This is a genomic window from Novosphingobium sp. LASN5T (genome assembly GCF_003856955.1).
Taxonomy (GTDB): domain Bacteria; phylum Pseudomonadota; class Alphaproteobacteria; order Sphingomonadales; family Sphingomonadaceae; genus Novosphingobium.
Genome location: NZ_RQSI01000001.1, coordinates 100,787 through 125,399, shown reverse-complemented (window position 1 = coordinate 125,399; position 24,613 = coordinate 100,787). Strand labels below are relative to the sequence as shown.

Genomic DNA, 24,613 nt, shown 5'->3' with positions numbered 1-24,613 from the left:
CGACAAAGGGGCAAGACGGTTTGCAGCGGTTCGTGGCCCGGCGATCACGCCACCGGCACCCGCACCGGCCCCGCGCTCGCCGCTATTTCGTGATCTGGTCCAGCTTCTTCTGCATTTCGGCCATCTGCTTGCGCAGTTCGGCCAGTTCGTCACCTTCGCCGACGGAGGGCTTTTCCGCTTCGCGCGCGGGGGCGCCCGGCACGAACGCGGCGGCGGCGGCCTTGAAGATTTCCATGTTGCGCTGGGCCAGTTGCGCCAGCGGGTTGGCACCGATGCTGTCCTCGATCGCCTTGCGCAGCTTGTTCTGGTTTTCGCGGAAATAGTCCATCGACGCTTCGAGATAGCCAGGCAGCAGCGCCTGCATCGAATTGCCGTACATGGAGATCAACTGCCGCAGGAAGTTGGTGGGCAGCATCTGTTCGCCCGCCGATTCCTCCTCCATGATGATCTGCGCCAGGATCGAATGCGTCAGGTCCGCGCCCGTCTTGGCGTCGATCACCTGGAAGTCGATGTTTTCCTTCACCATCTGGGCGAGATGGTCCAGCGTGATGTAGCTCGACGTCCGCGTATTGTAGAGCCGCCGGTTGGCGTACTTCTTGATGATTACGGTATCGCCGTCTTTGGACTGGTTGGCCATCGTGGTGCGCCCTTCATGGTTTATCGGCGTCATTAGCAGATGCAGTATGTGCGGCGCAACACGGGGGCACAAGCCCACTTGCCTCAGGTTTGGCGGAAAAAGCGACGCCCGAGCAGGGTAAAGAGTTCATATTGAGACAATCCGCTGATCGCGGCCGCCGAAACGGGGTCATAATCGACCGTCAGCCAGTCGCCCTCGCCGCAACCGGGCGCATCGTCCAGCGCGACGATGGTGAGGTCCATCGAGATTCGCCCCAGCACCGGGATGGGGATTCCTCGCCATGAAAGGCCGCCCTTGCCCGACCAGCAGCGCAGATAGCCATCGGCATAGCCCAGCGCGATCACGCCCACGCGCATCGGGCGCGGCGCGATGAAGGTGGCGTTGTATCCCACGCCCTCGCCCGCTTCGATCCGGCGGACCTGCAGCACTGCCGCTTCGGGATAGGCGACCTGGCGGATTGCCCCCGCCATTTCCGCGCGCGCGATCCCGCCATAGAGCGCCAGCCCAGGCCGCGTCAGGTCCGCGTGATAGGCGGTGCCGAGCATGATTCCCGCGCTGTTGGCCAGGCTGTAGCGCCGCGCCGATACCTGCCGCCGCACTTGTCCGAAACGGTTCAATTGCTGCGCGTTCTGGGGCACGTCCTCGTCCGCCGACGCCAGGTGGCTGATGCAGCAATCGATGCTCAGCGCCTGCAGCACCGGATCGCCCAGATCGCCCATCGCCAGACCCAGGCGGTTGATGCCGGTATCGACCATGACATGACACGCGCCGCCGCCAGCGGCGGACCAGCGCCGGGCCTGCTCCAGCGAATTGAGCACCGGCCGCACGCCGCTTTCGAGCGCGAATGCCACGTCGGCATCGTTCAGCGGTCCATGCAGCACGGCGATCTGCTCCGCCGGCACATGCGGCAACAGTGCCGCCGCCTCGCTCCAGTGCGCCACGAACCAGTTGCGACACCCCGCGCGCGCCAGTTCCGGCACCACTACGGTTGCCCCCATGCCATAGGCATCGGCCTTCACCGCCGCGCCCGCGACCGCCTTGCCCGACCAACCGTCCAGCGTCCGCCAGTTGTGGGCGAGTGCGTCCAGGTCCAACCTCAGGCGAAGCGCGGCGGGCGGAACAGCGAAATGGGTGGGATCAGACGGCATCGTCACCATAGGCTTGTGGAGGACCGCCCTTTAGCCCCCACATCGCCACGAGGAAAGCCACCGCCACCACGACCCAGGTGTACCACAGACCCGAATAGGGATCGCCCGTCTTGGCCACGATCAGGCTCGATATGAACGGCAGGAAGCCGCCGAAATACCCCGTGCCGATGTGATAGGGGATCGACATCGAGCTGTAGCGGATGCGGGGCGGGAACATCTCCGTCAGCAGCGCGGCGACAGGGCCGTAGGTGAAGCCGGATAGAGCCATCAGCAGCAGCAACGAAGCGATGATTCCCGCAATCTGCACCGGGCCAGGGCGGACCTTGGTGAAATCATATCCGGCATCGGCCAGCATCGCCTGCAAGGCCTTGCCGCGCGCCGCCTTGTCCGTCCAGGGATAGGCATCGAGCTGCAGGACGCGATCACCCGCCCGCAGCGTCAACGCCGGCGCGGTCTTTAGGCTATAGGGAACGCCCGATCCCGCCAGATCGGCCAGCAGCTTTCCGCACTGCGTCGACTGTTCCGTCGAAAACGCGCTGAAGCTGCAATCCGGGCCAGCGACCGTGACCGGGGCGCGGCGTGCCTGTTCAGCCAGCGCGGGATTGGCGGAGGCGCCCATCAGCCAGAACGCCGGGAACAGCAGCAGCAGCGTGGCGAGATAGCCGATCACGATCGGCTTCTTGCGGCCGACCCTGTCGGAGATGTGGCCCGCCAACAGGTAGAACAGCATACCCACCGCCGCGCCCACGCCGACCACGATTTCGGCCAAGGTATCATCCACGCGCATCGCCGATTTCAGGAACGAAAGGCCGGTGAACATCGCGGTGTACCAGATCACCGTCAGCCCGGCCGCGATGCCGAACAGCGCGATGAACAGGCGCTTCCTGTTGCCGGGATAGGTCAGGCTTTCGACAAAGGGGTTGCCGGCGATCTCGCCTTGTTCTTTCATCGCCTGAAACACCGGGCTTTCCGACAGTTTCATGCGCATCCACAGCGATACCACCAGCAGTGCCAGGCTGACCAGGAACGGCACGCGCCAGCCCCAGTCCTTCCACACCGCCTCACTCATCAGGCTCTTGCAGGTCAGCACCACGATCAGGCTGAGCACGAATCCGCCCACCACGCTGGCCTGGATATAGCTGGTGAAATAGCCGCGGCGGCCGGGTTCGGAATGCTCCGCCACGTAGACGGCCGCTCCTCCATACTCGCCGCCCAGCGCCAGCCCCTGCAGGATGCGCAGCAGGATCACCAGCACGGGCGCGGCCATCCCGATCGTCGCGGCGGAAGGGATCAGGCCGACGCCCGCCGTGGCGATGCCCATCAGCGTGACGGTAACGAGGAACGTGTACTTGCGGCCCAGCCGGTCGCCCAGAAAGCCGAACAGGATCGCTCCGAGCGGCCGGAACCCGAAGCCGACCGCGAAGACTAGCCAGAACAGCAGCATTTCCAGCGTGGCATTGCCGGTCGGGAAGAACGCCTTGGACAGGATGGCGCCCAGCGTGCCGTAAATGAAGAAATCGTACCATTCGAACACGGTGCCGGCCGACGACGCGGCGATAACCAGCCGAATGTCCGCCGCGCTTGGTTCAGCGCCCGCTGCTGCCATTGTCCGTCCTCTTCCCCGTTTATAGCTCCGCTCTAGCGAACGCGGCGGGATCGGGAAAGAGCCGTTCAAGCCGCCTGTTCAAGAGCGGAAAGCGCGGCTTCCCAGGCCAGCATGATCGCGCCATGGCGCGCCGGATAGTCGCGGGCAACGGCGACAAGGTCGATACCCGGCCAATCCGGCATCGCGCCATCGCCCGCCAGCCATGCGGCCAGCGCATCGCGCGCGGCCGCGATGGCAGCGGCATCGCGGCCGATCGCGGCTTCGGCGAAAACGGAGGCCGCCGCCTGCCCTACCGCGCAGGCGTGCGGTCGCAGGCCCAGCCCGTTGATCGTGCCATCGGCATCCGTCCGCAGCGCCAGTCCGATCGTGCTGCCGCAGCTGCGCGAGCGCGCCTCGCCCCGGAAGGGCAAGGCTTCGTCCCACGGCCAGTTGGCCAGCCCCGCCGCCGCCGCCAGCATGGCCGGCGTGTAGAGAGCGCGCGCGGAACTGGCCACGGTTCAGTCTTCCTTATCGGCGGACGTGTCGGCCCGATGGCGTGTAGCCGACTTCTTGGCCGCTTTCTTGTGCGCGGCCGCCTTGTCCTTCTTTGCCTTGGCGGCCTCGTCAGCCTTGGCGTCCGCTTCCGCCGCCGCGCGGCGATCCGCGATCATCGTCATCAGTTCCTCGCTGGCCGCGTTAAGGAACGGATAGGTGCGCGCCTGCGAAATCCACATCGGCCGGCCGCTGACGCCCCACACCACGTCATAGCCGAAGACTAGAATCGAAAAGCCCAGAACGACGATGATGAAGCCCTTCACCGCGCCGAAACCGAAGCCGAGCAGCCGGTCGATCGGCCCCAGCACCGAATTGCGGCTGGCGCTTCCGATGCGGCGCGCGATGAAGCGGGTGATCCCGTACGGCACGATCAGCAGCAGCACGAAGGCGAGCACACCGCCGCCGGTCTCGTTCTCCAGATAGGGCGTCAGCAGTTGCGTGAGCGGTTCGTGCAGATAATGCACCGCGAACAGCGAGATGCACCACGCCGCCACGGCGAGGATTTCCTCCACGAAGCCGCGAAAGAATCCACCGATCGCGCCGACCGCGACGATCAGGAATACAACATAGTCGAAGCCGGTCATTACCCGGTGAAATTAGGAGCCGCCCACAATCCGGTCAACGAGATTTGGCAGCAACCGCAACGGCGCATAGCTGAGACCGGCCACCTTCTCGATGCTGCCATCAGGGCCATAGGCGCGGGAAAAGCCCAGTTTCGCGGCTTCCTTGAGCCGGATGGAGCTGTGCGCCACGGGCCGGACCTCGCCCGCCAGCGATATTTCCCCGAACCAGGCGGCCTGCGCCGGCAGCGGCCGGTCGGCCAGCGCCGAAACCAGCGCAGCCGCCACCGCGAGATCGGCGGCGGGATCGGTCAGGCGATAGCCGCCCGCCACGTTGAGATAGACTTCGGCTGCGGAGAAATTCAGCCCGCAGCGCGCTTCCAGCACGGCCAGCAGCATCGCCAGCCGTCCGCTATCCCAGCCCACCACCGCGCGGCGCGGCGTGGCCCCGCTGGCGAGGCGCACGGTAAGCGCCTGGATCTCCACCAGCACCGGCCGCGTCCCTTCCAGCGCGGGGAACACCGAACTGCCCGGCACCGGTTCGTCCCGGCCGGACAGGAACAGCATGGAGGGGTTGCCGATCTCCTCCAGCCCTGCCCCCGCCATCGCGAAAACACCGATCTCGTCCACCGCGCCGAAGCGGTTCTTCAGCGCTCGCAGGATGCGGTACTGGTGGCTGCGTTCGCCCTCGAAGCTCATCACCACGTCGACCATGTGTTCCAGCACGCGCGGGCCGGCGATCGAACCGTCCTTGGTGACATGGCCCACTAGCACCAGCGCGACGCCGTTCTCCTTGGCATAGCGAATCAGTTCGAACGCACAGCCGCGCACCTGGCTGACCGTGCCTGGCGCGCCTTCGATCTGGTCCGAATGCATCGTCTGGATCGAATCGATCACCAGCAGCGCCGGCGGCTTCATGCCGCCCAGCGTCGTCAGGATGTCACGCACCGAGGTATTGGACGCGAGCCGGATCGGCGCATTGCCCAGGCCGAGCCGGTCGGCGCGCAGGCGGACCTGGTCGGACGCTTCCTCGCCGCTGATATAGACCGCCTCCGCGCCCGCCAGCGCGATGCATGCGGCCGCCTGCAGCAGCAGCGTGGACTTGCCGATTCCCGGATCGCCGCCCATCAGGATCGCCGATCCCGGTACCAGCCCGCCACCGAGCGCGCGGTCGAATTCGGCAAGGCCGGTCTTGCGCCGCTCCGGCAGCTTGACCGGCTGATCGAGCGAGACGAACGAGACCAGCCGACCGCCGCTCGACAGGTCATGCCTCGCCGAAAACACCGTTTCCGGCGCTTCCTCCACCAGCGTGTTCCATTCGCCGCAATCGGCGCACTGCCCCTGCCAGCGGGGAGAAACACTGCCGCAGGACTGGCAGACATAGCGGCGCTTGGGTTTGGCCATGGCCTGCGCTTAACGGGAACGTATCAGGAACGCAAGCCGCGTGATCGCCGCAACGCTCCTCGCCGTCAACCCTTGGGCATCAGCCGCATCGCCTCGCTGGCCAGCGCTTCCGCGCCAGCGGCGATGACCTTGTCCGCCTCGGGCGCCCAGAACGGGCTGTGCAGAGATGGCAGCGCCCGTCCATCGCGCTTTGCCGCATCCAGTTCGCTGGCCGGGCGGCCGCCGACCCAGAAGATCGTCGCGCCCATGCGGTCAGGATCGGCGCGCCAGAACTCGCCGAAATCCTCGCCCGCCATCACCGGCGGCGTCTGCACCGCGCCCGTATCGCCGAACTGCCGCTTCATGTCGGCTAGCACGCGCTGGCTGAACGCGGGCGGATTGAACGTGGCGCGGGTATAGGGATCGAGCACCGAGACCACCGGCATCCGGTCCTGCGGCACGCCTGACGCCATCGCCTCGCCCGCCGCAATGCGGCGAATGCCGTCGAGCAGCAGCTTGCGCTGTTCATCGCTGTAGCTGCGCACGGTGAGCTGGAGCCTCGCCTCGTCGGGGATGATGTTGTGCTTGGCGCCGGCATGGAAGCTGCCGACGGTGACCACGCCCGGCTCGAACGGGCTGTTCTCGCGGCTGATCAGCGTCTGCAGGCGCATGACGATGGCGCTGGCCAGCACGATCGGGTCTTTCGTGGTCTGCGGATAGGCGCCGTGCCCGCCGAGCCCCTTCACCGTGATGTCCACGCTGTCGACATTCGCGAGGGCATAGCCCGGCGTCACCCCGATCACGCCCGAAGGCAGATCGCCAGTATCGTGGAACGCCAGCGCGAAATCGGGCTTGGGAAAGCGGGTGAACAGGCCGTCCGCCAGCATCGCGCGCGCGCCGAGGCCGACTTCCTCCGCCGGTTGCCCGACCATCACCAGCGTGCCCGACCACGCATCGCGGTGCGCGGCCATCAGCTTGGCCACTTCCATCCACGCGGTCATATGCGTGTCGTGCCCGCAGGCGTGCATGATCCCGCTTTCGACGCCAGCGGTGGACGTGCCGCGATCCTTCGAGGCGAAAGGCAGCCCGGTCTGTTCGACCACCGGCAGCCCGTCCATGTCGGCGCGGACCAGCACGGTCGGGCCGGGGCCGTTGCGCAGCACCGCGACGACGCCGGTCCGGCCCACTTTCTCCGTCACCTCGAACCCCGCCTTGCGCGCGGCGGCGGCCAGTTGCGCGGCAGACTTCACTTCCTGGAAGCTGAGTTCGGGATGCGCGTGCAGGGCGCGGTAGGTCTGCAACAGCCCCGGCAGATCGGCAGCGATTTCCGCGCGCAGATCGGGCGCGGCAGCCTGAACGGCGGCGGGGATACAAAGAGCGGCGGCGCCGAGCGCCAGCAGGGAGCGGAACGTCATCGCACTACTCTATCGCCGCGCGGGGCCGGTGCAAACGTCCTTTCCCGGCCCCGAAGAAATGCTTTGTGGCAATGGCGGGCGCAGACCCCACATCGACCTCAGCATTGACACGGCAACAGGACAGGACGGATCATGACGGACGCAGCAACGATCGACACCGCGCGTCGGGCCGCGGCGCAGCACTTGCGCGATGGCGGCTTCGAAACCGAGGCGACGATGGTATCCGAAGGGCGCGGCGACGATTTCGCCGAAGTACGGATCGCCCTGTCGCTGCTGCGCATCCTGGGCGAGCGGCCCGCGCGCACCGCCCCGCCGGTCAAGCGCAACGGCCGGCGCCTTGTCGGCGAGGAGTGTTGAGTCGGGAGTGTTGAGGGGGGAGCGCTGAGGCTCCCTCGCTTTCACTAGTGTGGTACGGGCGGCCGGACTCGAACCGGCATGTTGTCACCAACGGCGGATTTTGAATCCGCTGCGTCTACCATTCCGCCACGCCCGCGCGTTCGACGAAAACCCGGACGTGCCGGAGAACGAAGGCGCCCTATAGGGCGCTGTTCTCCGGCAAGCCAGAGCCAATGTGCAAATTTTAGACGCGCCGGTCAGCGAGCCTTGAGCGCGCCAGCCACCAGCTTGTGCAGCTTGGAATGGAGCGCATCGTTGCCGGCCAGGACGGTTTCGTCGCAGATCGGCAGCGAACGGCCCTTGTAGTCCGAAACGAAACCGCCGGCTTCGCGCACCAGCAGGCATCCGGCCGCGCTGTCCCACGGTTGCAGGCTGCTTTCCCAGAACCCGTCAAAGCGGCCGGCGGCCACCCACGCGAGATCCAGCGAAGCCGCGCCGAAGCGACGGATGCCAGCCACCCGCGGGCCAAGCTCGTGATAGATGCGGGTCCATTCGCCCATGTCGCCCCGGCCCGAGAAGGGAATGCCGGTGGCGATCAGCGCTTCATCCAGCTGACGACGCGCCGAAACGCGCAGACGGCGGTCCTGCAACCACGCGCCCCGGGTCTTTTCGGCCCAGAAGCTCTCGTCGGTCACGGGCTGATAGACGATGCCGGCGGTCACTTCGCCCCAGCCCCTGCCGTCCAGCGTCGGTTCCTGCACCGCGATCGAGATCGCGAAATGCGGGATGCCGTGGAGGAAGTTGCTGGTGCCGTCGAGCGGGTCGACGATGAAGCGCGGCTTGCCGGGCTCGCCCGCGATCTCGCCGCCTTCCTCCATCAGGAAGCCCCAGTCCGGCCGCGCCTGACGCAGTTCGTCCCAGATCGTCCGTTCGGCGGCCTGATCCGCCTTGGACACGAAGTCGGCCGGCCCCTTGCGGCTGACCTGGAGATGTTCGACTTCGCCAAAGTCACGGCGCAGGCGCGTGCCGGCCTTGCGGGCGGCACGTTCCATCACGCGGATCAGTCCGGAAATTGCGGCCATCGCGGATCAGCCCGCCTTGCCGACGTAGGAACGTTCGTACACGTCCACGACGATGCGCGTACCGCTTTCGATGTGCGGCGGCACCATCACGCGCACCCCGTTGTCGAGGATCGCGGGCTTGTAGCTCGAAGAGGCGGTCTGGCCCTTCACCACGGCGTCGGCCTCGACGATCGTGGCTTCGACCTGTTCGGGCAACTGCACCGAGATCGGGCGTTCGTCGTACATTTCGAGCAGCACGGTCATACCGTCCTGCAGGAACGCGGCAGCATCGCCGAGAAGATCGCTGGGCAGCGTGATCTGGTCGTAGGTTTCCACGTCCATGAACACCAGGTCATCGCCTTCGGCATAAAGGAACTGGAAGTCCTTGGTATCGAGGCGGACGCGTTCGACCGTGTCGGCGCTGCGGAAGCGGACGTTGGTCTTGCGGCCGTCGATGAGGTTCTTCATCTCGACCTGCATGAAGGCACCGCCCTTGCCGGGCTGGGTGTGCTGGGTCTTGGCAACTTTCCAGATGCCCTTTTCGTATTCCAGGATATTGCCCGGACGGATGTCCACGCCGCTGATCTTCATGATGGAAAGAGCCTTACCGTGAGTAGGGAAGCGCGCGCCTTAGCCGCTGTGGCCGATTGCTTCAAGCGGCAGCCGCGTGCTAGCGCGATATCCGTCATGAACCGTCGTCTTTTCCCTGCCTCGCTCGCCGTGATCGGCGCGCTTGTCGTCACGGCTCCGGTTGAGGCCGTTCCGGGCGGCCCGATCCACACCTTGCTGCGCGGGCGCTGGATCTGCGAACTGCCGGGCGATGCCGAAATGCAGCCGACCGCGCTGCCCGACGACAGCTTCCGCGCAATTCCGGATTCGAGCTACCAGATGGCCGACGGAAAGCGCGGCACCTACGCGCTGTTCGGCCGTATCCTGACGATGACGAGCGGCCCGCTGAAAGGCCGGCGCTATGAGTTGAACAACCGCGCGATGGCCCGGCAGATCGATGCGGCAGGCGAGTTCATCGGGCCACGCTGCATCCACGCCGGCACGCCGACGGGCGTCGACGCGGGCGACGATTCGTCCGGGTCCGACAGCGGCAACTCCGACATCTGACCCGGATCAGCGCGCCGCGCCATCCCGCCGCATCCGCCAGTAGGCATAGCCCACCAGCCCGCCAAACACCGCAATGCCCAGCGGCATGGCCACGGGGTTTGCGTGAACGATCGCCAGCGAATCGGGGTCGTTGGTGGCAGCCACGATCGCGGCATAGGCAATGTTGAACAGGCCATCGCCAACGATCAGGCCGGTGGCGGTCAGCACGCCCATGCGTTCGGCCAGTTCCGGATCGGCCTGCCGCGCGGCCCAGCGGTTGTAGAGATGGCCCAGGATCGCGCCGATCACGACCATCCCGGTGGTCTGCGTGGGCAGGTACATGCCCATGCCGACCGCGAGCGGCGGTAAGGCGCCACGGCCCGACCGGCGCAGCGCGCCATCGACCGCCAGCGCCACCACGCCGATGGCCGCTCCCAGACCCACGAGGTTCCAGTCGAGGCTGCCGCCCAGCACGCCTTGCGCGATGGTGGAGATCAGCGCGGCCTGCGGCGCCGCCAGCGCGTTTTCGCCCGCCCCCGGCGCGCCAAGGAACCCGAAGGTGCCGTTGAGCAGATCAAGGATGGGCGGGATCACCAGCGCGCCGAACAGCACGCCCAGCACGAGCGCGACTTGCTGACGCCATGGCGTCGCCCCGACAAGCTGGCCGGTCTTGAGATCCTGCAGGTTGTCGTTGGAAATCGTGGCCACGCCGAACACGATCGCGGTGACGAACAGCGCGAAGGCGACCAGCGCCTTGGTTGCCGCCGCATCCCCGCCGCGCCCGTAGAGCGCCAGCAGGATCAGCGAGATGCCCAGGGCGGCGAGGATGCCCACGCCCGAGATCGGGCTGTTCGACGCGCCGATCAGCCCGGCCATATAGCCGCAAACCGAAGCGATGAAGATGCCGGCGACCAGCACATAGAGCACGGCGGCCGCCAGCCCGATCCCGAGCGATTCAGCGACCGGGCCGCCGGCCGCGAAATCGGCCAGCAACAGCGCGATCGGCACCATCGACAGCAGGATCGTGCCGCCCACCAGGCCAATCGGCAGGTCGCGCTCGCTAAGGTCCAGCGAGGCGTAGCCCGCCTGCTTGCGCGCCCGGCTGGCGGCGACGGCCCCGGCCACGCCGCGCACGATCGGGCCGATCACCCGCAGCAGCGTCCAGATCGCCGCCACGCCGATGGCCCCCGCGCCGACGAAGCGGATGCGCTGGCGGAACACGGTGGAGATGAAATCGGCGAGTTCGGTCCCCGCCGGGGGGCCGCCGGCGGTCAACACCGGCAGCAGCACGCCGAAGCTGATGACAATGCCCACCAGCATGGCGATGCCCACTGCCAACCCGACGAGATGCCCGACCCCGACGAGCGCCATCGACAGCCCGCCGCCGAACGCGGTGCCGCCCGCGCCAACGCGGATCAGGGTCGAGGCTTCCTCCGCCACCAGCTTGAGCTTGGCGAGCAGCGGATAGAGCGCCGCCAGCAGCGCCCCGCGCATCACCGCCGCCAGCCCGCGCCGGTTTTCTTCCGCGCCACCGACACCCGCGCCGACCTTGAGCACTTCCGCCGCGGCCACGCCTTCGGGATAGGGCAGGTCCGATCCGGTCACCAGCGCGCGGCGCAGCGGCACTGAATACATCACGCCCAGGATGCCGCCGACCGCGATCACCGCGACGGATTCCCAATAGGGAAAGCCCGTCCACCACCCGATCATGACCAGGCCCGGCAGCACGAACACGATGGCCGAAAGCGTGCCGGCGGAGCTGGCGATCGTCTGGACGATATTGTTTTCCTGGATCGTCGCGCCCGAAAGCAGCCGCAGCACCGCCATGGAAATCACCGCTGCCGGGATCGAGGTGGCGAACGTCAGCCCGATGCGCAGGCCGAGATAGACATTGGCCGCCGTAAACACGACCGTCAGCACCGCGCCCAGCACCACGCCGCGCAGGGTCAGTTCCCGGACCGGCCCCGTGCCCGATTCGCCTGCGCTCATGCTCGATCTCCGTTCAGGGAACTCCGCCGTTGACGGGCGAAGTTAATGCAGTTGACCCGGTCCAGCGGAAAGGATCGCCCCTTCCCCGCGCGGACTTCGCAGGCCCTGTCTGGCATGGTGCGGCGGATTAGGAAAGCGGGGCGCCGTCAGCCGTGCTGGCCCTCATGCTGGCCCCCATGTTGACGGCGCACTTCCTCGACTCGCCCGTCGAGCATCGTCACGCGCACATCAGCCACTTCGGCAATGCCGGTATCGTGGGTGACGCAGACCACCGCCCGGCCCTGTTCGTGCGCCAACGTGCGGAACAGGTCGACCACGCGCGCCGAATTGGTGGAATCGAGATTGCCGGTCGGCTCGTCGCCCAGGATCAGCGCGGGATCGTTGGCCAATGCGCGCGCGATGGCGACGCGCTGGCGTTCGCCGCCGGAGAGCTTATCGGGGGACTTCAGCACCTTTTCGCCCAGGCCCACGTCAGCAAGCAGCGTCCGCGCGCGCGCATCGGCCTCGGCGCTGGACAGCTTCCCGAGCCGGCGGATCGGCAGCATCACGTTTTCCAGCGCGTTGAATTCGGGCAGCAGGAAATGGAACTGGAATACGAAACCGAAGTGTTCGAGCCGGATGCGCGCACGCTCGTCGCCCGAAAGCGGGGTCATGTCTCGTCCTTCGAACAGCAGCCGTCCCTGCGTGGGCCGGTCGATCAGGCCCAGCAGGTACAGCAGCGACGACTTGCCGCAGCCCGAAGGCCCGACGATGGCGGTGAAGCACCCGGGCTGGATGGCAAGGTCCGCGCCGTCCACCAGCGTCACCGGGGGATCGACCGGCAGCCGCCGAGTCAGTCCTTCGGCGACAAGGACGGGCCGGTCCGGGGCGGGCGCGCTCACATCGCCCCCCGCAGGATATCCACGGGATCGACCTTGGCCGATTTGCGCGCGGGCAGCCACGCCGCCACGCCGCCCGCCAGCAGCGAGGCCGCCGCCGCGATCAGGTATTGCCGGGGACTGCGGTCGATCGGGATCGACTGGTCCTCGCCCCCGATGGCAAAGCGCAGCGAACCGAGAATGCTCATCAGCGCATAGCCGAGCAACCAGCCCAGCAGTACGCCGATCACCGCCAGCGCAAGCCCTTCGACGACGAACACGATCTGCAGGTCCGCTTCCGAAAAGCCCATCGACCGCAGGATCGCGATGTCGCGCCGCTTGTCGGCCACGCTGTTGGAAACGGCGGTGTAGATGCCGAAGCTCGCCACCAGCAGGATCGCGGAAACCACGGTGTACATGATGATGTTGCGCGTCACCAACAGCGAGAGGAAATCGGACGAGCGTTCCTGCCAGCTTTCCGCCTTGTAGCCATAGCGTTGCTCCAGCGTGCGGGCGATATCCTGCGCGGTATAGGGATCGCTCAGCTTGATGCCGATGCGGTTGATGATGAACGGGCGGCCGAGCAGCGATTGCGCCTCGCGCAGCAGCATGTAGCCGTTGGACGAGCCGAGCTGCGAATTGCCCTTCTTGACCAGGCCGACGATGCGCAGCGAGCGCGTGGTGCCCGATGCCGCCGTCGCGCCGACGATGTCGCCCATGTTGAGGCCGAGCCGGCTGGCCAGTTCCTCGCCGATGATGACGCCGCCCTGCACGCGCTCCAGATCGTCGAGATGCCCGGCGCGCAGCTTGTCGGAAATGGTGCTGACGCGGGATTCCAGCGCGGGATCGATGCCGATCACGCCCAGCGGCTCCTCGCGCCCGCCAAGCCGCAGCGTGACCGCACCCGAAAGGCTGGGCGAGACGACCGCGCCGGGGATGGCGGCGGCGCTGGCCATCACCGCCTGCCAGTCCTTGATACCCCGCACCTCGTTGCGGACCTTGTAGCCGTGCAGCACCACGGCGCCGTCGGGAAAGGCGCGCCGCCCCGGCTGCGGCGCCGGGCTGCGCAATTCGTCGGAAATGATGATGTGCGGGGCAACGTCGATCAATTGCCGCACGAAGTCGGCCTGGCTGCCGACCATCAGCGCCGACACCGCCAGGAAGAAGCCGACGCCCACCGCCACGCCGCTGGTCGCCACCAGCGTTTGCCGCTGCCGCATCAGCAGGTGGCGCGAGGCGATGTGCAGCAGCAGGAGCAGGCGGCCTATCACGGGGTCTTGATCCTGACCTTCCGTCCTTCCGCGAGGTCGGCGGGCGGGACGACGACCACCGTCTCGCCCGCGCGCAGCCCGCTCACGATCTCCACCATGTCGTTAGCCTCGATCCCGCGCCGGATGGTACGAGCATGGACCTGTCCGTCCGTCACCACCCACAGGCGATCGCCGGAAAGCGCGGTAGCCGGCACCAGCACCGCGCGTTGCGTGCTGCGCGTGACGACGTTGACCTCCAGCGTGATGCCCAGCGGCAGGTCGCCGGCGCTTTCGGGCAGCAGGCGCACGCGGAAGGCGCGGGCGTTGGGATCGCCGCTGGGGGTGACTTCATGGACGCGCGCATGGATCACACGGCCGGGCCAGGCATCGCTCGACATCAGCGCATCCTGGCCGACGCGGACCCGGGTGATGTCGCGCTCGTCCACGGTCGCGGTGATGCGGATGCGCGCCGGATCACCCAGCAGGATCAGCACGCGCGTGGGCGTGGCGAGATCGCCCGGTTCGACATCGCGCTTGGTGACCACGCCATCGGTATTGGCGCGCACGACAAGCTGGTCGCGCCGGGCAACGGCGGTGCGTTCACCCGCGCGGGCGGCATCGGCGCTGGCGACGGCCTGATCGCGCGCGGCGCGGGTCATCCAGCCCTGGCGATAGAGCGTTACCGTGCGACGTTCGGTATCCTCGGCCGCGCGCCGCTGCGCCGCCGCCTGATCGAGCAGGCCGCGTTGTTCGTCATCGACAAGGAGAACCAGCGGCTGGCCGCGCCGCACCCGGTCCCCTTCGGACACGAGCACTTGCGCCACTGGCGCGGTGATGCGGGCGGCGACCGATACCGGCTGCTGAGCCTCGACATAGCCGGTGGCATAAACGAGGTCCGCCGCCGGCCCGATCCGCGCCTTGGCGACCTCCACTGCGGGTGGCCGGGCCCGCCACGCCAGTCCGCCGGCAATCGCGCCAGCGAGCAGCAGTACCACCACGATCCAGACCAGCCAGCGCTTCCGTCCCACGCACCGTACCCCATGTCCGCCAGGGCCCACGCGCCCTTCGGATTTCCGGTCATTGGCGTGCTACGTGCGCCCGCGCCTTGCGTTGGGTCAAGCGCGGAACGGTGTCCGCTGCTTATTCGTCTTCTTCACGCCGGGGCGCGGCTGCGATGGCCGCCAGCAGGTCGCGCACGCCCTGCGCCTCGTCCCCGCCCCACACGGCGTGACTCACCGCGAGAAAATCGGCACCAGCGGTTACCAGCGGCGCGCAATTGGCGGCGGTGATGCCACCGATGGCGACGCAGGGCAGTTCGAACAGGGTGGACCACCAGGTCAGCAGGTCCGGTTCGGGACGATGCTCGGTTTCCTTGGTGGTGCTGGGGAAGAATGCGCCGAACGCGACGTAGTCCGCCCCGGCCTCGCCCGCTTCCATGGCGAGGTGGCGGCTGGCGTGGCAGGTCACACCGATCTGTGCGTCACGCCCCAGGCGCTGGCGCGCTTCCTCCGGATCGCCGTCTTTCTGGCCCAGATGGACCCCATCGGCGCCGAGGCGCTTGGCCAGGCTGACCGAATCGTTGACGATGAACGCCACGTCGCGGTCGGCGCAGATGCGCTGGAGCGGTTCGGCTAGCCGCGCCGCGGCATGATCGTCCACGTCCTTGACGCGAAACTGGAACGCGGCGACCGGCCCCGCGTCCAGCGCGCGGACGAGCCGTTCGGGAAAGGTGCCCGAGACATCGAGCGGGGAGATGAGATACAGTTCGCTGGCGGGTTGCGTCATCGGCGCGCTCTACCGCCGTTGCGGGGCGGCGGCAATCACAAGGTCAATCTTCGAAACGCACGCCCTGCGCCGCCAGCACGGCATCGAAAGCGGCGGGATCATCAAGCCTGATCATGACCGCATGAACCGGGCGCCGATCCGCCAGCGGCGGCGAGAGCACCAGCATCCGGTTCGGATAGGCCAGGGGCACGAGATTGCGCACACCCGCTTCCTTGTGCGCGCCCGACGGCCAGCTTCTGCGCACAACCGCAATAGCACCCAGCGGCACGCTGATCTGCCGCAGCGAACCGGCGCGGAGCAACAAGCTCCCTTCGGCAAGCACATGGGGCAGCCGCGCCATCGACCGTATCCACCGCACGATCCAGGCGAAAGACGCCGCGGTGAGCGCGGTCAGTGGCCAGGCCAGCCATGGCCAGCGCAGCGCAACGAGAAGATGGACCACGACAAGCTCGATCGACGCCAGCCCGAACAGCACCCATGCCATGGGCGCCACGCCGCGATGATAGGCAAAGGTGGACGATGAACATGCCGGTCCGGTCATGGCTTCTCCCCGGCTATCGGTCTCCCGACAGCAAGACGCCCCTCCCCCGCTTTGCGGGGCGAGGGGCGGCCTTTCCCATCCTCTGCAATCGATAGATCGTCAGGCGGACTTGACGGTCGAACCCGTAAAGATTTCGTCAATGGCACCGGCCAGCGAGGCATCGAATTCCGCGTCGGTCATCTGGTGGCGCAGGTCTTCGAGCAGCGCACGGCTGAAGCTGGCGATGATCCCCGCGTTCTTCGCCAGTTCGACGCAGGCTTCGGGGCGCTTGTAGCCGCCCGACAGCGCGACGACGCGCAGCACCTTGGGATGGGCGACGAGCGGATCGAACGTGCCCGGCACGATCGGCAGGGACAGCTTGAGCATGACCTGCGTGCCTTCGGGCAGTTCGTCCAGGTTCTTGAGGATTTCCGCGAGCAGGATCGTGTCGCACTCGGCGCGGGTCTCGCTCTTGATGTTCACTTCGGGTTCGATGATCGGCATCATGACATGCGCGAGCACCTGCTTGCCGACTTCGAACTGCTGCTTGACCACGGCAGCGATCCCGGCCGGGTTGGCCGAATTGATCACCGAACGTTCCTTGGTCCCATAGACGCCCAGCGCCTTGCTGCGTTCGAGCAGCGCGTCGAGTTCGGGCATCGGCTTCATCAGCTGGACGCCGTCCTTCTCGTCCTCAAGCCCCTTGTCGATCTTGATAAAGGGCACCACGCCGCGTTCGATCAGCGCGGCGGGAACGGGCTTGCCGCCGGCATCGCCGTCCATCGTGCGTTCGAACAGGATCGCGCCGATCACCTTTTCGCCGGTGAACGCGGCCGAAGTGATGATGCGCGTGCGCATCTGGTGGATCAGGCCGAACATTTCCTCGTCCGTGCTCCACGCGCCTTCCTCGATGCCATAGCCCTTGAGCGCCTTGGGTGTCGAACCGCCGCTCTGGTCGAGCGCGGCGATGAAGCCCTTGCCGGAAGCCATCTTGGCGGTCATTTCAGTGACGTTCATGATCCCATCCTGTCCTGTCGCGCCTTCGGAAATCCAAGGATTTTCAAAAGCGCATACCTATGCACAAACTTCATTTGAAAAGGCGTCCGCCTTGCAACGGACGCCTTGGAAAAGGTTTACCGGCCGAGCGCGGCGACGCCTGGCAGTTCCTTGCCTTCCATCCATTCGAGGAAAGCGCCGCCGGCGGTCGACACGTAGCTGAAGTCGCCACCGACGCCCGCGTGATTCAGCGCGGCGACGGTATCGCCCCCGCCCGCCACCGAGATCAGCGATCCTTCGCGGGTCAGCGCGGCGGCGGTCTTCGCCAGCGCAACCGTGGCCGCGTCGAACGGTTCGGTCTCGAACGCGCCCAGCGGACCGTTCCAGACCAGTGTGCGGCAGGTCTTGAGCACGTCGGCCAGCGCCTCGACCGCGGCCGGGCCGACATCGAGAATCATCTCGTCCGCGGCGACTTCGTGCACGTTGCAGGTGCGCAGGCTGGGCGGATTGGCGGCGAATTCCTTCGACACCACCACATCGTAAGGCAGGTGGACGGTGCAGTTGGCCTTGTCGGCATTGTCGAGGATTTCCTCGGCGGTGCCGGTAAGGTCATGCTCGCATAGCGATTTGCCCACGTCCACGCCGCGCGCGGCGAGGAAGGTGTTGGCCATGCCGCCGCCGATGATGAGGTGATCGACCTTGCCGACGAGGTGCTTGAGCACATCGAGCTTGGTCGAGACCTTGGCCCCGCCGACCACGGCCGCGACCGGCGACTGCGGATTGCCCAGCGCCTTTTCCAGCGCCTCAAGCTCGGCCTGCATTGCGCGGCCGGCAAAGGCCGGCAGAACGTGCGCCAGCCCCTCGGTGGACGCGTGGGCGCGGTGCGCGGCGGAAAAGGCATCGTTCACGTAGAGATCGCCAAGGCTGGCAAAGCGTTCGACCACGGCGGGATCGTTCTTTTCCTCGCCACCGAAGAAGCGGGTGTTCTCCAGCACGGCAATGTCACCGGGTTGCAGCGCCGAGACGGTGGCCTTGTCGCCTTCCCAGTCCACGTACTTGACCGGGCGGCCCAGCACGTGCGCGAGCGGCGCGACGACCTGCTTCAGCGAGAACTCTGCCGAAGGCTGGCCCTTGGGGCGGCCGAAGTGGGCGAGAACCAGCACCACGGCGCCCTTGTCGGACAGTTCGGTCAGCGTCGGCACCGCCGCGCGCAGGCGGGTATCGTCGGTCACCGCGCCGCCAGCCATCGGCACGTTCAGATCCTCGCGGACCAGCACGGCCTTGCCGGAAACGTCACCGATATCGTCCAGCGTCTTGAACACGGTCATTCTTCGGTCCTCGCGTCATCGCCCCAAGCGCTCACCGCCGTTCGTGTCGAGCCCTTCGACTGCCCGCAGGGGGGGCGCTCAGGGCTCGAACCGAACGGGGGTTGATACGATACTTGACTAGAGCAGCTTCCCCATCACGCCGGCGGTATCGAGCATCCGGTTCGAGAAGCCCCATTCGTTGTCGTACCACGAAAGCACGCGCACCAGCTTCCCTTCGAGCACCGCGGTTTCGAGGCTGTCGATCGTCGACGAGTGCGGATCGTGGTTGAAGTCGATCGACACCAGCGGTTCGTCGGTGAAGCCCAGCACGCCCTTCAGCGCGCCTTCGGCGGCGGCCTTGAGCAAGCCGTTCACTTCCTCGACCGTGGTATCGCGCTTCGGCGTGAAGGTCAGGTCCACGACCGAGACGTTCGGGGTCGGCACGCGGATCGACGAACCGTCGAGCTTGCCCTTGAGATCGGGCAGAACCTCGCCCACGGCCACGGCGGCGCCGGTGCTGGTGGGGATCATGTTCATCGCGGCGGCGCGGGCGCGGCGCGGGTCCTTGTGGATCTGGTCGAGGATCTTCTGGTCGTTGGTGTACGAATGAATCGTGGTCATCAGGCCACGCTCGATGCCGATCGATTCATGCAGCACCTTGGCCATCGGCGCGAGGCAGTTGGTGGTGCACGAGGCGTTCGAGACGATCGTGTGATCGGCGGTCAGCTTGTCGTGGTTCACGCCAAAGACGACGGTGAGGTCAACACCCTTGGCCGGAGCCGAGATCAGCACACGCTTCGCGCCCGCGTCGAGGTGCTTCTGGCCGCCGGCGCGATCGGTGAAGAAACCGGTGCATTCCAGCGCGATGTCGATGCCGTTGGCGGCGTGCGGCAGGTTGGCCGGGTCTTTCTCGGCCGTCACCTGGATGCGCTTGCCGTTGACGATCAGATCGCTGCCGTCGACGGAGACATCGCCCGAGAAAGCGCCGTGGACGCTGTCGCGCTTGAACAGCAGCGCGTTGGCCTTGGCATCGGCCAGGTCGTTGATCGACACGAGTTCAAGGCCGCAGTCAGGCCGTTCGAGGATGGCGCGCGCGACATTACGCCCGATACGTCCGAAACCGTTGATCGCAACCTTGATCGCCATGTCAGCTTCTCCTGATAAATTACGAAATTCGTGAAAGAATCTTGGGAACGATCTTGTCGACCGCAAAGCCGAAGTGATCGAACAGCACTTCGGCCGGAGCGGAGGCGCCGAACGTGTCCATGCCGATGGTCAGGCCATCGCCGACATATTTCTGCCAGCCCAGCGTGACGCCGGCCTCGATCGATACCTTCAGCACATCGGCCGGTAGCAGATCGGTGCGGTAGGCGGCGTCCTGTTCGTCGAACAGTTCCCAGCACGGGACCGAAACGACATCGGCGCCGATGCCCTGCGCTTCGAGTGTGGCAGCCACGTCCTTGGCAAGCGCGACTTCCGAACCGGTTGCCAGCAGCACGACCTGGCGCGCGGCTTCGGCGGAAACGAGGCGATAGGCGCCCTTCGCGCTCTTCATCTCGGTATCGAACCGCAGCGGCGGCAGGTTCTGGCGGGTGAGCGCGAGAACGGTGGGGCGATCCTTGTTGGCCAGCGCGATCGCCCAGGCTTCCGCCGTTTCGATGGCGTCGGCCGGCCGGAACACCAGCAGGTTCGGGATCATGCGCAACGACATGACGTGCTCGACCGGCTGGTGGGTCGGGCCGTCTTCGCCCAGGCCGATCGAATCGTGCGTGAACACATAGACCACGCGCTGATGCTGAAGCGCCGAAAGGCGCACCGCGTTACGGCAGTAGTCCGAGAACACCAGGAACGTGCCGCCATAGGGGATCACGCCGCCGTGCAGCGCCATGCCGTTCATCGCGGTGGCCATGCCGAATTCGCGGATGCCGAAATAGACGTAACGGCCGGCGTAATTGTCCGCGTTGAACGGCGCGGTCGACTTGGTCTTGGTGTTGTTCGAACCGGTCAGATCCGCCGAGCCGCCGACCATTTCGGGAATCGCGGCCGTCAGGGCTTCCAGCGCCATTTCGCTGGCCTTGCGGGTCGCGACCTTGGGCGGGTTGGCGATCAGCGACTGGATATAGGCGTCGAAGCCGGTCTCGGCGGGCAGTTCGCCGGCCATGCGGCGGGCGAGTTCGGCGGCCTGCGGATGGCTGGCGGCGCGGGCTTCCCAGTCCGCGCGGGCGGTCTTGCCCGCCGCGCCGGCAGCGCGCCAGTTTGCGAGGATGTCCGCCGGAATTTCGAACGGCGCCGCCGTCCAGCCGAGGTATTCGCGCGCGGCGGCGATTTCGTCGGCACCCAGTGCCGCACCATGCACGCTGTGGCTGCCCTGCTTGTTGGGCGCGCCCTTGCCGATGATCGTGCGGCAGGCGACCAGCGAGGGGCGCGGATCGGCAGCGGCTTCCGTCAGCGCGCGGGCGATGTCGGCGAAATCGTGCCCGTCGCACGAACCGACATGCCATCCCGTGGCGGCATAGCGGGCAAGGATGTCCTCGCTCGTCGACAGCGAGGTATCGCCGTCGATAGTGATCTTGTTGTCGTCCCACAGCACGTTGAGACGGCCAAGCTTCAGCGTGGCGGCAAGGCCGATCGCCTCGTGGTTGATGCCTTCCATCAGGCAACCATCGCCCGCCACCACCCAGGTTCGGTGATCGACCAGGTCATCGCCGAACGTGGCGTTGAGATGGCGCTCGGCCATCGCCATGCCCACGGCCATGGCCAGGCCCTGCCCCAGCGGGCCGGTAGTGCATTCCACGCCTTCGAGCAGGAAGTTTTCCGGGTGCCCGGCGCAGGGGCTGGTCATCTGCCGAAAGTTGCGGATGTCGTCCATCGTCGGCGCTTCATACCCGGTCAGGTGCAGCAGCGCGTAGATCAGCATCGACCCGTGGCCGGCCGACAGCACGAAACGGTCACGATCGGACCATTTTGGCTGGGACGGATCGTGCTTGAGGAACTGCGTCCACAGCACGGTGGCGACGTCGGCCATGCCCATGGGCATACCGGGATGGCCTGAGTTGGCTGCCTGAACCGCGTCCATGGCAAGCGCACGGATCGCGTTGGCCATGGGAGCCAGCGCGGAGGGATCGCGTGTCATCGCTTGAAAAAGGCCCTTCCCTGTCGCGCCATCGCGCGAATTCCTGATGATTCGGAGCGGAGCCTCTTTGATCACGGGACCGTTGCAGGTCAAGCGAACGGTCGCACAATGATACAGTTGGGGAACAATTCCCGCGATATATTGCGACGCCAACCATTTATGCTAGCGCTTGTTCATGGCGACCGAAGCATTGAACGCAGCGCTCGACCAGATCGAGCAAGCCTTGGGCCGGCTGGAAGCGGGAGTCGTCGCGCTGCGCACGGCCGCTTGCGCCGAAGGTGAGGCCACCGTTGAACTGAAGGCCTTGAAAACCCGGCATCGCAAGCTGAAGGACAAGGTGGCGGAAGAGCTGCAACAGCTCGATCTGCTGCTGGCAGGCATTCCCAAATGAGCAACGTATCGCTCCAGATCGGGGGCCGCCCGTTCACCGTCGCCTGCGCCGAGGGCGAGGAAGCGCATCTCGAAATGCTGGGGCGGATGATCGACGAGCGCGTGCGCAAGCTGGGCGCGGCCGCCGGACAGAGCGAATCGCGGATGATGCTCTATGCCGCTCTGTTCCTGGCCGACGAACTGCACGAGGAGCACCGCAAGGCGCCTCCTCCTGCCGGGGAGGCCCCTTCCACCGAAGCGCCAGCCAGCGTGGTCGCGCGGGTGCAGGCGCTGGCCGAGCGCGTGGAAAAACTGGCGCAGCAGATCGAACAGCCATCTTGAGCCCGGGGCACGGACGCCCTACATCAGGGGCGACGGGATCTGCCCGGCACGAGCCGCATGAAACATCCCTGAGGCTATAAGCAATCCACGGGGGCTGTCCCTGCCCTGGCCCTGGCCAGTGGTACATGGTCCCCACCTGACGTTGAGGCGTCAGAGGATTTTCCCGGAAACCGACCCATGGTGGACCCGTCACCCCCATCCCGTCCATGACCCAACCGCCTTCCCCCGCTGAAACCGCCATGGCCAAGACGGCCTTGCGCAAGGAACTGCGCGCCGCGCGCCGCGCGCATGTCGCCGCGCTGGACCCGCGCGTGCGCGCGCTGATGCTGATGCGGCCACCACGCCCCGTGGCCGATCTGGTGCAGCCGGGGCAGGCCGTGGGCCTCTACATGGCCAACGCGGAAGAGGCACCGGCAGGTGGCTACGCCCGGTTCTTCTACGATGCCGGCCACACTATCGCCCTGCCCCACTTCGTCACGCGCGCAGCGCCAATGCGCTTCCGCACCTGGGCGAGCCCGCATATCGACGATCTGCTGGAGCAGGGGCCTTACGGCACGCTCCAGCCCACCGACGAGGCCGAAGATGTGGTGCCTGATGTCCTGTTCGTGCCGCTGGTGGGCTTCACCGCCGACGGCGGTCGGCTGGGTCAGGGCGGCGGACACTATGACCGCTGGCTGGAAGCGCACCCGCAAACGAAGGCCATTGGCCTCGCCTGGGATTGCCAGCTGGCCGACGATCTGCCGCGCGAACCGCACGACCGCCCGCTGCATGCCGTGGTCACGCCGACACGGCTCTATGGCCCGTGGGAGGAGCATCGATGAAGCCGGGCGAGACAAAACCGACGTGGCGCAAGCCCGTGGGCATCCTGGCGCTATTCATCGCGCTGCTGGTTTATGCCGTGATCGTGGCCGGGCTTTCGACGCCGATCGGCAGGCTGCCGGTGCTGGTGCAGACGCCGATCTACATCGTGCTGGGCACGATCTGGCTGTTGCCGCTGCGGCGCTATCTGATCTGGATGGAAACGGGCCGCTGGGGCTGAGGCCCCGCGCCGCCGCAAAGCGGCTTCACGCGCTAAAAATGAAGTGAAATGGTCGGGGAGAGAGGATTCGAACCTCCGGCCCCTGCCTCCCGAAGACAGTGCTCTACCAGGCTGAGCTACTCCCCGACCGATCCGCCGCCGGTCACCCGGCTGCGAGGCAGGCGCGCCCTATAGGCGGCGGTTCCACGGGTGGCAAGCGGGCAATCGAAAAGTTTTTCCACATTCCCGCCGGCCAAAATTCAGCCTCCCTTTGCGCCCGCCGCGATCGCGGCCTAGGTTCGGCGCATGGCTTCCGTCCTCCGTTCCGATTCCCCGCCTTCGCGCGAAGCGCCGCATTACGAATGGCAGTATCTCGACCTGATGCGCCGCATCTGGCAACAGGGCGACGAGCGGGTGGATCGCACCGGAATCGGCACGCGATCGGTGTTCGGCGCCGAACTGCGGTTCGATCTGTCGGACGGACGCGTACCCCTGCTGACCACCAAGCGCGTGTTCTGGAAGACCGCCACGCGCGAATTCCTGTGGTTCCTGACCGGCGACACCAATATCCGCGCGCTCTGCGCGCAAGGCGTGGAAATCTGGACCGATTGGCCGCTCGACCGCTACCGCCGCGAAACCGGTGATCCGATCAGCCGCGCCGACTTTTCCGCGCGGATCGTCGCCGACGAAGCCTTCGCCGCGCGATGGGGCGATCTCGGCCCGGTCTATGGCAAGCAATGGGTCGACTGGCCGGTATATGAACCGGACGGCCAGGGCGCGTTCCGGCGGCGCGATCAGGGTGTGAACCAGGTGGCCGATGTGGTGCGCAGCCTGCGCACCAATCCCGGCAGCCGCCGCCATATTGTCGAAGGCTGGAACGTGGCCGAGCTGGACGCCATGGCCCTCCCGCCGTGCCACAAGACCTACCAGTTCCACGTTTCGGGCAACCGCTTGTCCGCCCTGCTCTACCAGCGCAGCTGCGATGTGGCGCTGGGGCTGCCGTTCAACCTGTGGGGCGCGGCGCTGTTCCTGCGCATGCTGGCGCAGCAGTGCGATCTGGAGCCGGGTGAACTGGTGTGGATGGGCGGTGACGTGCATCTCTACCTCAACCATGCCGATCTGGTGGAGGCGCAGATTGCGCGGACGCCTGCGGGCGATCCCCGGCTGGACATCACGCGCCGGCCGGATTCGATCTTCGACTACCGCATCGAGGACTTCGTGGTGCGCGATTACCAGCCCGCCGCGCACATCGCGGCACCGGTCGCGGTATGA

General features: G+C 66.7%; 26 protein-coding genes and 2 tRNA genes. 7 read left to right on the top strand and 21 right to left on the bottom strand.

Going from position 1 to position 24,613, the window contains the following annotated elements; all coding sequences use genetic code 11:
• Positions 1-82: 82 nt before the first annotated feature.
• From phaR to EH199_RS00590, 7 genes are all read right to left on the bottom strand, one after another.
• Complete coding sequence (phaR, locus tag EH199_RS00620; protein ID WP_124807650.1) at positions 83-637, bottom strand: polyhydroxyalkanoate synthesis repressor PhaR; 555 nt, start codon at positions 635-637, stop codon at positions 83-85.
• Between the two features lie 83 nt (positions 638-720).
• The gene (gene alr, locus EH199_RS00615; RefSeq protein ID WP_370449639.1) at positions 721-1,794 is read right to left on the bottom strand and encodes an alanine racemase; all 1,074 of its coding nucleotides are present in this window, start codon (positions 1,792-1,794) and stop codon (positions 721-723) included.
• Positions 1,775-3,391, bottom strand: a complete 1,617-nt coding sequence (locus tag EH199_RS00610; protein WP_124807349.1) for an MFS transporter — start codon at positions 3,389-3,391, stop codon at positions 1,775-1,777. The genes alr and EH199_RS00610 overlap by 20 nt, the downstream gene beginning before the upstream one ends.
• Before the next feature lie 65 nt (positions 3,392-3,456).
• Entirely contained in the window at positions 3,457-3,885 is a 429-nt protein-coding gene (locus tag EH199_RS00605; RefSeq protein ID WP_370449638.1) for an iron-sulfur cluster assembly scaffold protein, read from the bottom strand.
• Positions 3,886-3,888: 3 nt separating this feature from the next.
• Complete coding sequence (locus tag EH199_RS00600) at positions 3,889-4,509, bottom strand: CvpA family protein (protein ID WP_124807348.1); 621 nt, start codon at positions 4,507-4,509, stop codon at positions 3,889-3,891.
• 12 nt (positions 4,510-4,521) lie between these two features.
• Positions 4,522-5,889, bottom strand: a complete 1,368-nt coding sequence (gene radA / locus EH199_RS00595; protein WP_124807347.1) for a DNA repair protein RadA — start codon at positions 5,887-5,889, stop codon at positions 4,522-4,524.
• A 65-nt stretch (positions 5,890-5,954) separates the two neighbouring features.
• A complete protein-coding gene (locus EH199_RS00590) occupies positions 5,955-7,283 on the bottom strand; it encodes an amidohydrolase (protein WP_124807346.1) in 1,329 nt (442 codons plus the stop codon).
• A 132-nt stretch (positions 7,284-7,415) separates the two neighbouring features.
• Here EH199_RS00590 and EH199_RS00585 point away from each other — a divergent pair, with 132 nt between their 5' ends.
• A complete protein-coding gene (locus EH199_RS00585; RefSeq protein ID WP_124807345.1) occupies positions 7,416-7,640 on the top strand; it encodes a hypothetical protein in 225 nt (74 codons plus the stop codon).
• A gap of 50 nt (positions 7,641-7,690) precedes the next feature.
• On the opposite strand, the gene EH199_RS00580 is transcribed toward EH199_RS00585, so the two are convergent.
• The 3 genes from EH199_RS00580 to efp all read right to left on the bottom strand — a co-directional run bounded on the left by EH199_RS00580 (position 7,691) and on the right by efp (position 9,271).
• A tRNA-Leu gene (locus EH199_RS00580) sits at positions 7,691-7,776 on the bottom strand.
• 100 nt (positions 7,777-7,876) lie between these two features.
• Positions 7,877-8,701 (bottom strand): inositol monophosphatase family protein, encoded by an 825-nt coding sequence (locus EH199_RS00575; RefSeq protein ID WP_124807344.1) that lies wholly within the window; start codon positions 8,699-8,701, stop codon positions 7,877-7,879.
• Positions 8,702-8,707: 6 nt separating this feature from the next.
• Positions 8,708-9,271: an elongation factor P gene (gene efp / locus EH199_RS00570; protein ID WP_124807343.1), complete on the bottom strand. Its 564-nt coding sequence runs from the start codon at positions 9,269-9,271 to the stop codon at positions 8,708-8,710.
• A gap of 96 nt (positions 9,272-9,367) precedes the next feature.
• Here efp and EH199_RS00565 point away from each other — a divergent pair, with 96 nt between their 5' ends.
• Positions 9,368-9,796 carry a hypothetical protein gene (locus tag EH199_RS00565; RefSeq protein ID WP_124807342.1) on the top strand — a complete coding sequence of 143 codons (429 nt, stop codon included), beginning with the start codon at positions 9,368-9,370 and terminating at the stop codon, positions 9,794-9,796.
• A gap of 6 nt (positions 9,797-9,802) precedes the next feature.
• On the opposite strand, the gene EH199_RS00560 is transcribed toward EH199_RS00565, so the two are convergent.
• The 10 genes from EH199_RS00560 to tkt form a co-directional block, all read right to left on the bottom strand.
• Positions 9,803-11,764 carry an OPT family oligopeptide transporter gene (locus tag EH199_RS00560; protein WP_124807341.1) on the bottom strand — a complete coding sequence of 654 codons (1,962 nt, stop codon included), beginning with the start codon at positions 11,762-11,764 and terminating at the stop codon, positions 9,803-9,805.
• A gap of 146 nt (positions 11,765-11,910) precedes the next feature.
• Positions 11,911-12,645 carry an ABC transporter ATP-binding protein gene (locus tag EH199_RS00555; protein WP_124807340.1) on the bottom strand — a complete coding sequence of 245 codons (735 nt, stop codon included), beginning with the start codon at positions 12,643-12,645 and terminating at the stop codon, positions 11,911-11,913.
• A complete protein-coding gene (locus EH199_RS00550; protein ID WP_124807339.1) occupies positions 12,642-13,892 on the bottom strand; it encodes an ABC transporter permease in 1,251 nt (416 codons plus the stop codon). The genes EH199_RS00555 and EH199_RS00550 overlap by 4 nt, the downstream gene beginning before the upstream one ends.
• A complete protein-coding gene (locus EH199_RS00545; protein WP_124807338.1) occupies positions 13,889-14,899 on the bottom strand; it encodes an efflux RND transporter periplasmic adaptor subunit in 1,011 nt (336 codons plus the stop codon). Before EH199_RS00545 ends, EH199_RS00550 begins: the two co-directional genes overlap by 4 nt.
• A gap of 112 nt (positions 14,900-15,011) precedes the next feature.
• On the bottom strand, positions 15,012-15,656 hold the full coding sequence (gene thiE / locus EH199_RS00540) for a thiamine phosphate synthase (protein ID WP_124807337.1): 645 nt from the start codon (positions 15,654-15,656) through the stop codon (positions 15,012-15,014).
• Positions 15,657-15,699: 43 nt separating this feature from the next.
• Complete coding sequence (locus EH199_RS00535; protein ID WP_124807336.1) at positions 15,700-16,197, bottom strand: hypothetical protein; 498 nt, start codon at positions 16,195-16,197, stop codon at positions 15,700-15,702.
• 99 nt (positions 16,198-16,296) lie between these two features.
• Positions 16,297-17,193 carry a fructose bisphosphate aldolase gene (locus tag EH199_RS00530; protein ID WP_124807335.1) on the bottom strand — a complete coding sequence of 299 codons (897 nt, stop codon included), beginning with the start codon at positions 17,191-17,193 and terminating at the stop codon, positions 16,297-16,299.
• 116 nt (positions 17,194-17,309) lie between these two features.
• Complete coding sequence (gene pgk / locus EH199_RS00525) at positions 17,310-18,500, bottom strand: phosphoglycerate kinase (RefSeq protein WP_124807334.1); 1,191 nt, start codon at positions 18,498-18,500, stop codon at positions 17,310-17,312.
• Positions 18,501-18,617: 117 nt separating this feature from the next.
• Positions 18,618-19,625: a type I glyceraldehyde-3-phosphate dehydrogenase gene (gene gap, locus EH199_RS00520; RefSeq protein ID WP_124807333.1), complete on the bottom strand. Its 1,008-nt coding sequence runs from the start codon at positions 19,623-19,625 to the stop codon at positions 18,618-18,620.
• 19 nt (positions 19,626-19,644) lie between these two features.
• On the bottom strand, positions 19,645-21,612 hold the full coding sequence (tkt, locus tag EH199_RS00515) for a transketolase (RefSeq protein WP_124807332.1): 1,968 nt from the start codon (positions 21,610-21,612) through the stop codon (positions 19,645-19,647).
• Positions 21,613-21,787: 175 nt separating this feature from the next.
• On the opposite strand from tkt, the gene EH199_RS00510 reads away from it, so the two are divergent.
• The 4 genes from EH199_RS00510 (at position 21,788) to EH199_RS00495 (ending at position 23,362) form a co-directional block, all read left to right on the top strand.
• On the top strand, positions 21,788-22,003 hold the full coding sequence (locus EH199_RS00510) for a hypothetical protein (RefSeq protein ID WP_124807331.1): 216 nt from the start codon (positions 21,788-21,790) through the stop codon (positions 22,001-22,003).
• Positions 22,000-22,323: a cell division protein ZapA gene (locus EH199_RS00505; RefSeq protein WP_124807330.1), complete on the top strand. Its 324-nt coding sequence runs from the start codon at positions 22,000-22,002 to the stop codon at positions 22,321-22,323. The genes EH199_RS00510 and EH199_RS00505 overlap by 4 nt, the downstream gene beginning before the upstream one ends.
• 239 nt (positions 22,324-22,562) lie before the next feature.
• Entirely contained in the window at positions 22,563-23,144 is a 582-nt protein-coding gene (locus EH199_RS00500; RefSeq protein ID WP_124807329.1) for a 5-formyltetrahydrofolate cyclo-ligase, read from the top strand.
• Complete coding sequence (locus EH199_RS00495; RefSeq protein WP_124807328.1) at positions 23,141-23,362, top strand: DUF2842 domain-containing protein; 222 nt, start codon at positions 23,141-23,143, stop codon at positions 23,360-23,362. Before EH199_RS00500 ends, EH199_RS00495 begins: the two co-directional genes overlap by 4 nt.
• A gap of 49 nt (positions 23,363-23,411) precedes the next feature.
• On the opposite strand, the gene EH199_RS00490 is transcribed toward EH199_RS00495, so the two are convergent.
• A tRNA-Pro gene (locus tag EH199_RS00490) sits at positions 23,412-23,488 on the bottom strand.
• A gap of 159 nt (positions 23,489-23,647) precedes the next feature.
• Here EH199_RS00490 and thyA point away from each other — a divergent pair.
• Entirely contained in the window at positions 23,648-24,613 is a 966-nt protein-coding gene (gene thyA, locus EH199_RS00485) for a thymidylate synthase (RefSeq protein ID WP_124807327.1), read from the top strand.

What these genes read in the sequence shown, in the direction of transcription:
- phaR (WP_124807650.1), bottom strand. Translation starts at nt 637, where the DNA reads ATGGCCAACCAGTCCAAAGACGGCGATACCGTAATCATCAAGAAGTAC.
- alr (WP_370449639.1), bottom strand. Translation starts at nt 1,794, where the DNA reads ATGGTGACGATGCCGTCTGATCCCACCCATTTCGCTGTTCCGCCCGCC.
- EH199_RS00610 (WP_124807349.1), bottom strand. Translation starts at nt 3,391, where the DNA reads ATGGCAGCAGCGGGCGCTGAACCAAGCGCGGCGGACATTCGGCTGGTT.
- EH199_RS00600 (WP_124807348.1), bottom strand. Translation starts at nt 4,509, where the DNA reads ATGACCGGCTTCGACTATGTTGTATTCCTGATCGTCGCGGTCGGCGCG.
- radA (WP_124807347.1), bottom strand. Translation starts at nt 5,889, where the DNA reads ATGGCCAAACCCAAGCGCCGCTATGTCTGCCAGTCCTGCGGCAGTGTT.
- EH199_RS00590 (WP_124807346.1), bottom strand. Translation starts at nt 7,283, where the DNA reads ATGACGTTCCGCTCCCTGCTGGCGCTCGGCGCCGCCGCTCTTTGTATC.
- EH199_RS00585 (WP_124807345.1), top strand. Translation starts at nt 7,416, where the DNA reads ATGACGGACGCAGCAACGATCGACACCGCGCGTCGGGCCGCGGCGCAG.
- EH199_RS00575 (WP_124807344.1), bottom strand. Translation starts at nt 8,701, where the DNA reads ATGGCCGCAATTTCCGGACTGATCCGCGTGATGGAACGTGCCGCCCGC.
- efp (WP_124807343.1), bottom strand. Translation starts at nt 9,271, where the DNA reads ATGAAGATCAGCGGCGTGGACATCCGTCCGGGCAATATCCTGGAATAC.
- EH199_RS00565 (WP_124807342.1), top strand. Translation starts at nt 9,368, where the DNA reads ATGAACCGTCGTCTTTTCCCTGCCTCGCTCGCCGTGATCGGCGCGCTT.
- EH199_RS00560 (WP_124807341.1), bottom strand. Translation starts at nt 11,764, where the DNA reads ATGAGCGCAGGCGAATCGGGCACGGGGCCGGTCCGGGAACTGACCCTG.
- thiE (WP_124807337.1), bottom strand. Translation starts at nt 15,656, where the DNA reads ATGACGCAACCCGCCAGCGAACTGTATCTCATCTCCCCGCTCGATGTC.
- EH199_RS00535 (WP_124807336.1), bottom strand. Translation starts at nt 16,197, where the DNA reads ATGACCGGACCGGCATGTTCATCGTCCACCTTTGCCTATCATCGCGGC.
- EH199_RS00530 (WP_124807335.1), bottom strand. Translation starts at nt 17,193, where the DNA reads ATGAACGTCACTGAAATGACCGCCAAGATGGCTTCCGGCAAGGGCTTC.
- pgk (WP_124807334.1), bottom strand. Translation starts at nt 18,500, where the DNA reads ATGACCGTGTTCAAGACGCTGGACGATATCGGTGACGTTTCCGGCAAG.
- gap (WP_124807333.1), bottom strand. Translation starts at nt 19,625, where the DNA reads ATGGCGATCAAGGTTGCGATCAACGGTTTCGGACGTATCGGGCGTAAT.
- tkt (WP_124807332.1), bottom strand. Translation starts at nt 21,612, where the DNA reads ATGACACGCGATCCCTCCGCGCTGGCTCCCATGGCCAACGCGATCCGT.
- EH199_RS00510 (WP_124807331.1), top strand. Translation starts at nt 21,788, where the DNA reads ATGGCGACCGAAGCATTGAACGCAGCGCTCGACCAGATCGAGCAAGCC.
- EH199_RS00505 (WP_124807330.1), top strand. Translation starts at nt 22,000, where the DNA reads ATGAGCAACGTATCGCTCCAGATCGGGGGCCGCCCGTTCACCGTCGCC.
- EH199_RS00500 (WP_124807329.1), top strand. Translation starts at nt 22,563, where the DNA reads ATGGCCAAGACGGCCTTGCGCAAGGAACTGCGCGCCGCGCGCCGCGCG.
- EH199_RS00495 (WP_124807328.1), top strand. Translation starts at nt 23,141, where the DNA reads ATGAAGCCGGGCGAGACAAAACCGACGTGGCGCAAGCCCGTGGGCATC.
- thyA (WP_124807327.1), top strand. Translation starts at nt 23,648, where the DNA reads ATGGCTTCCGTCCTCCGTTCCGATTCCCCGCCTTCGCGCGAAGCGCCG.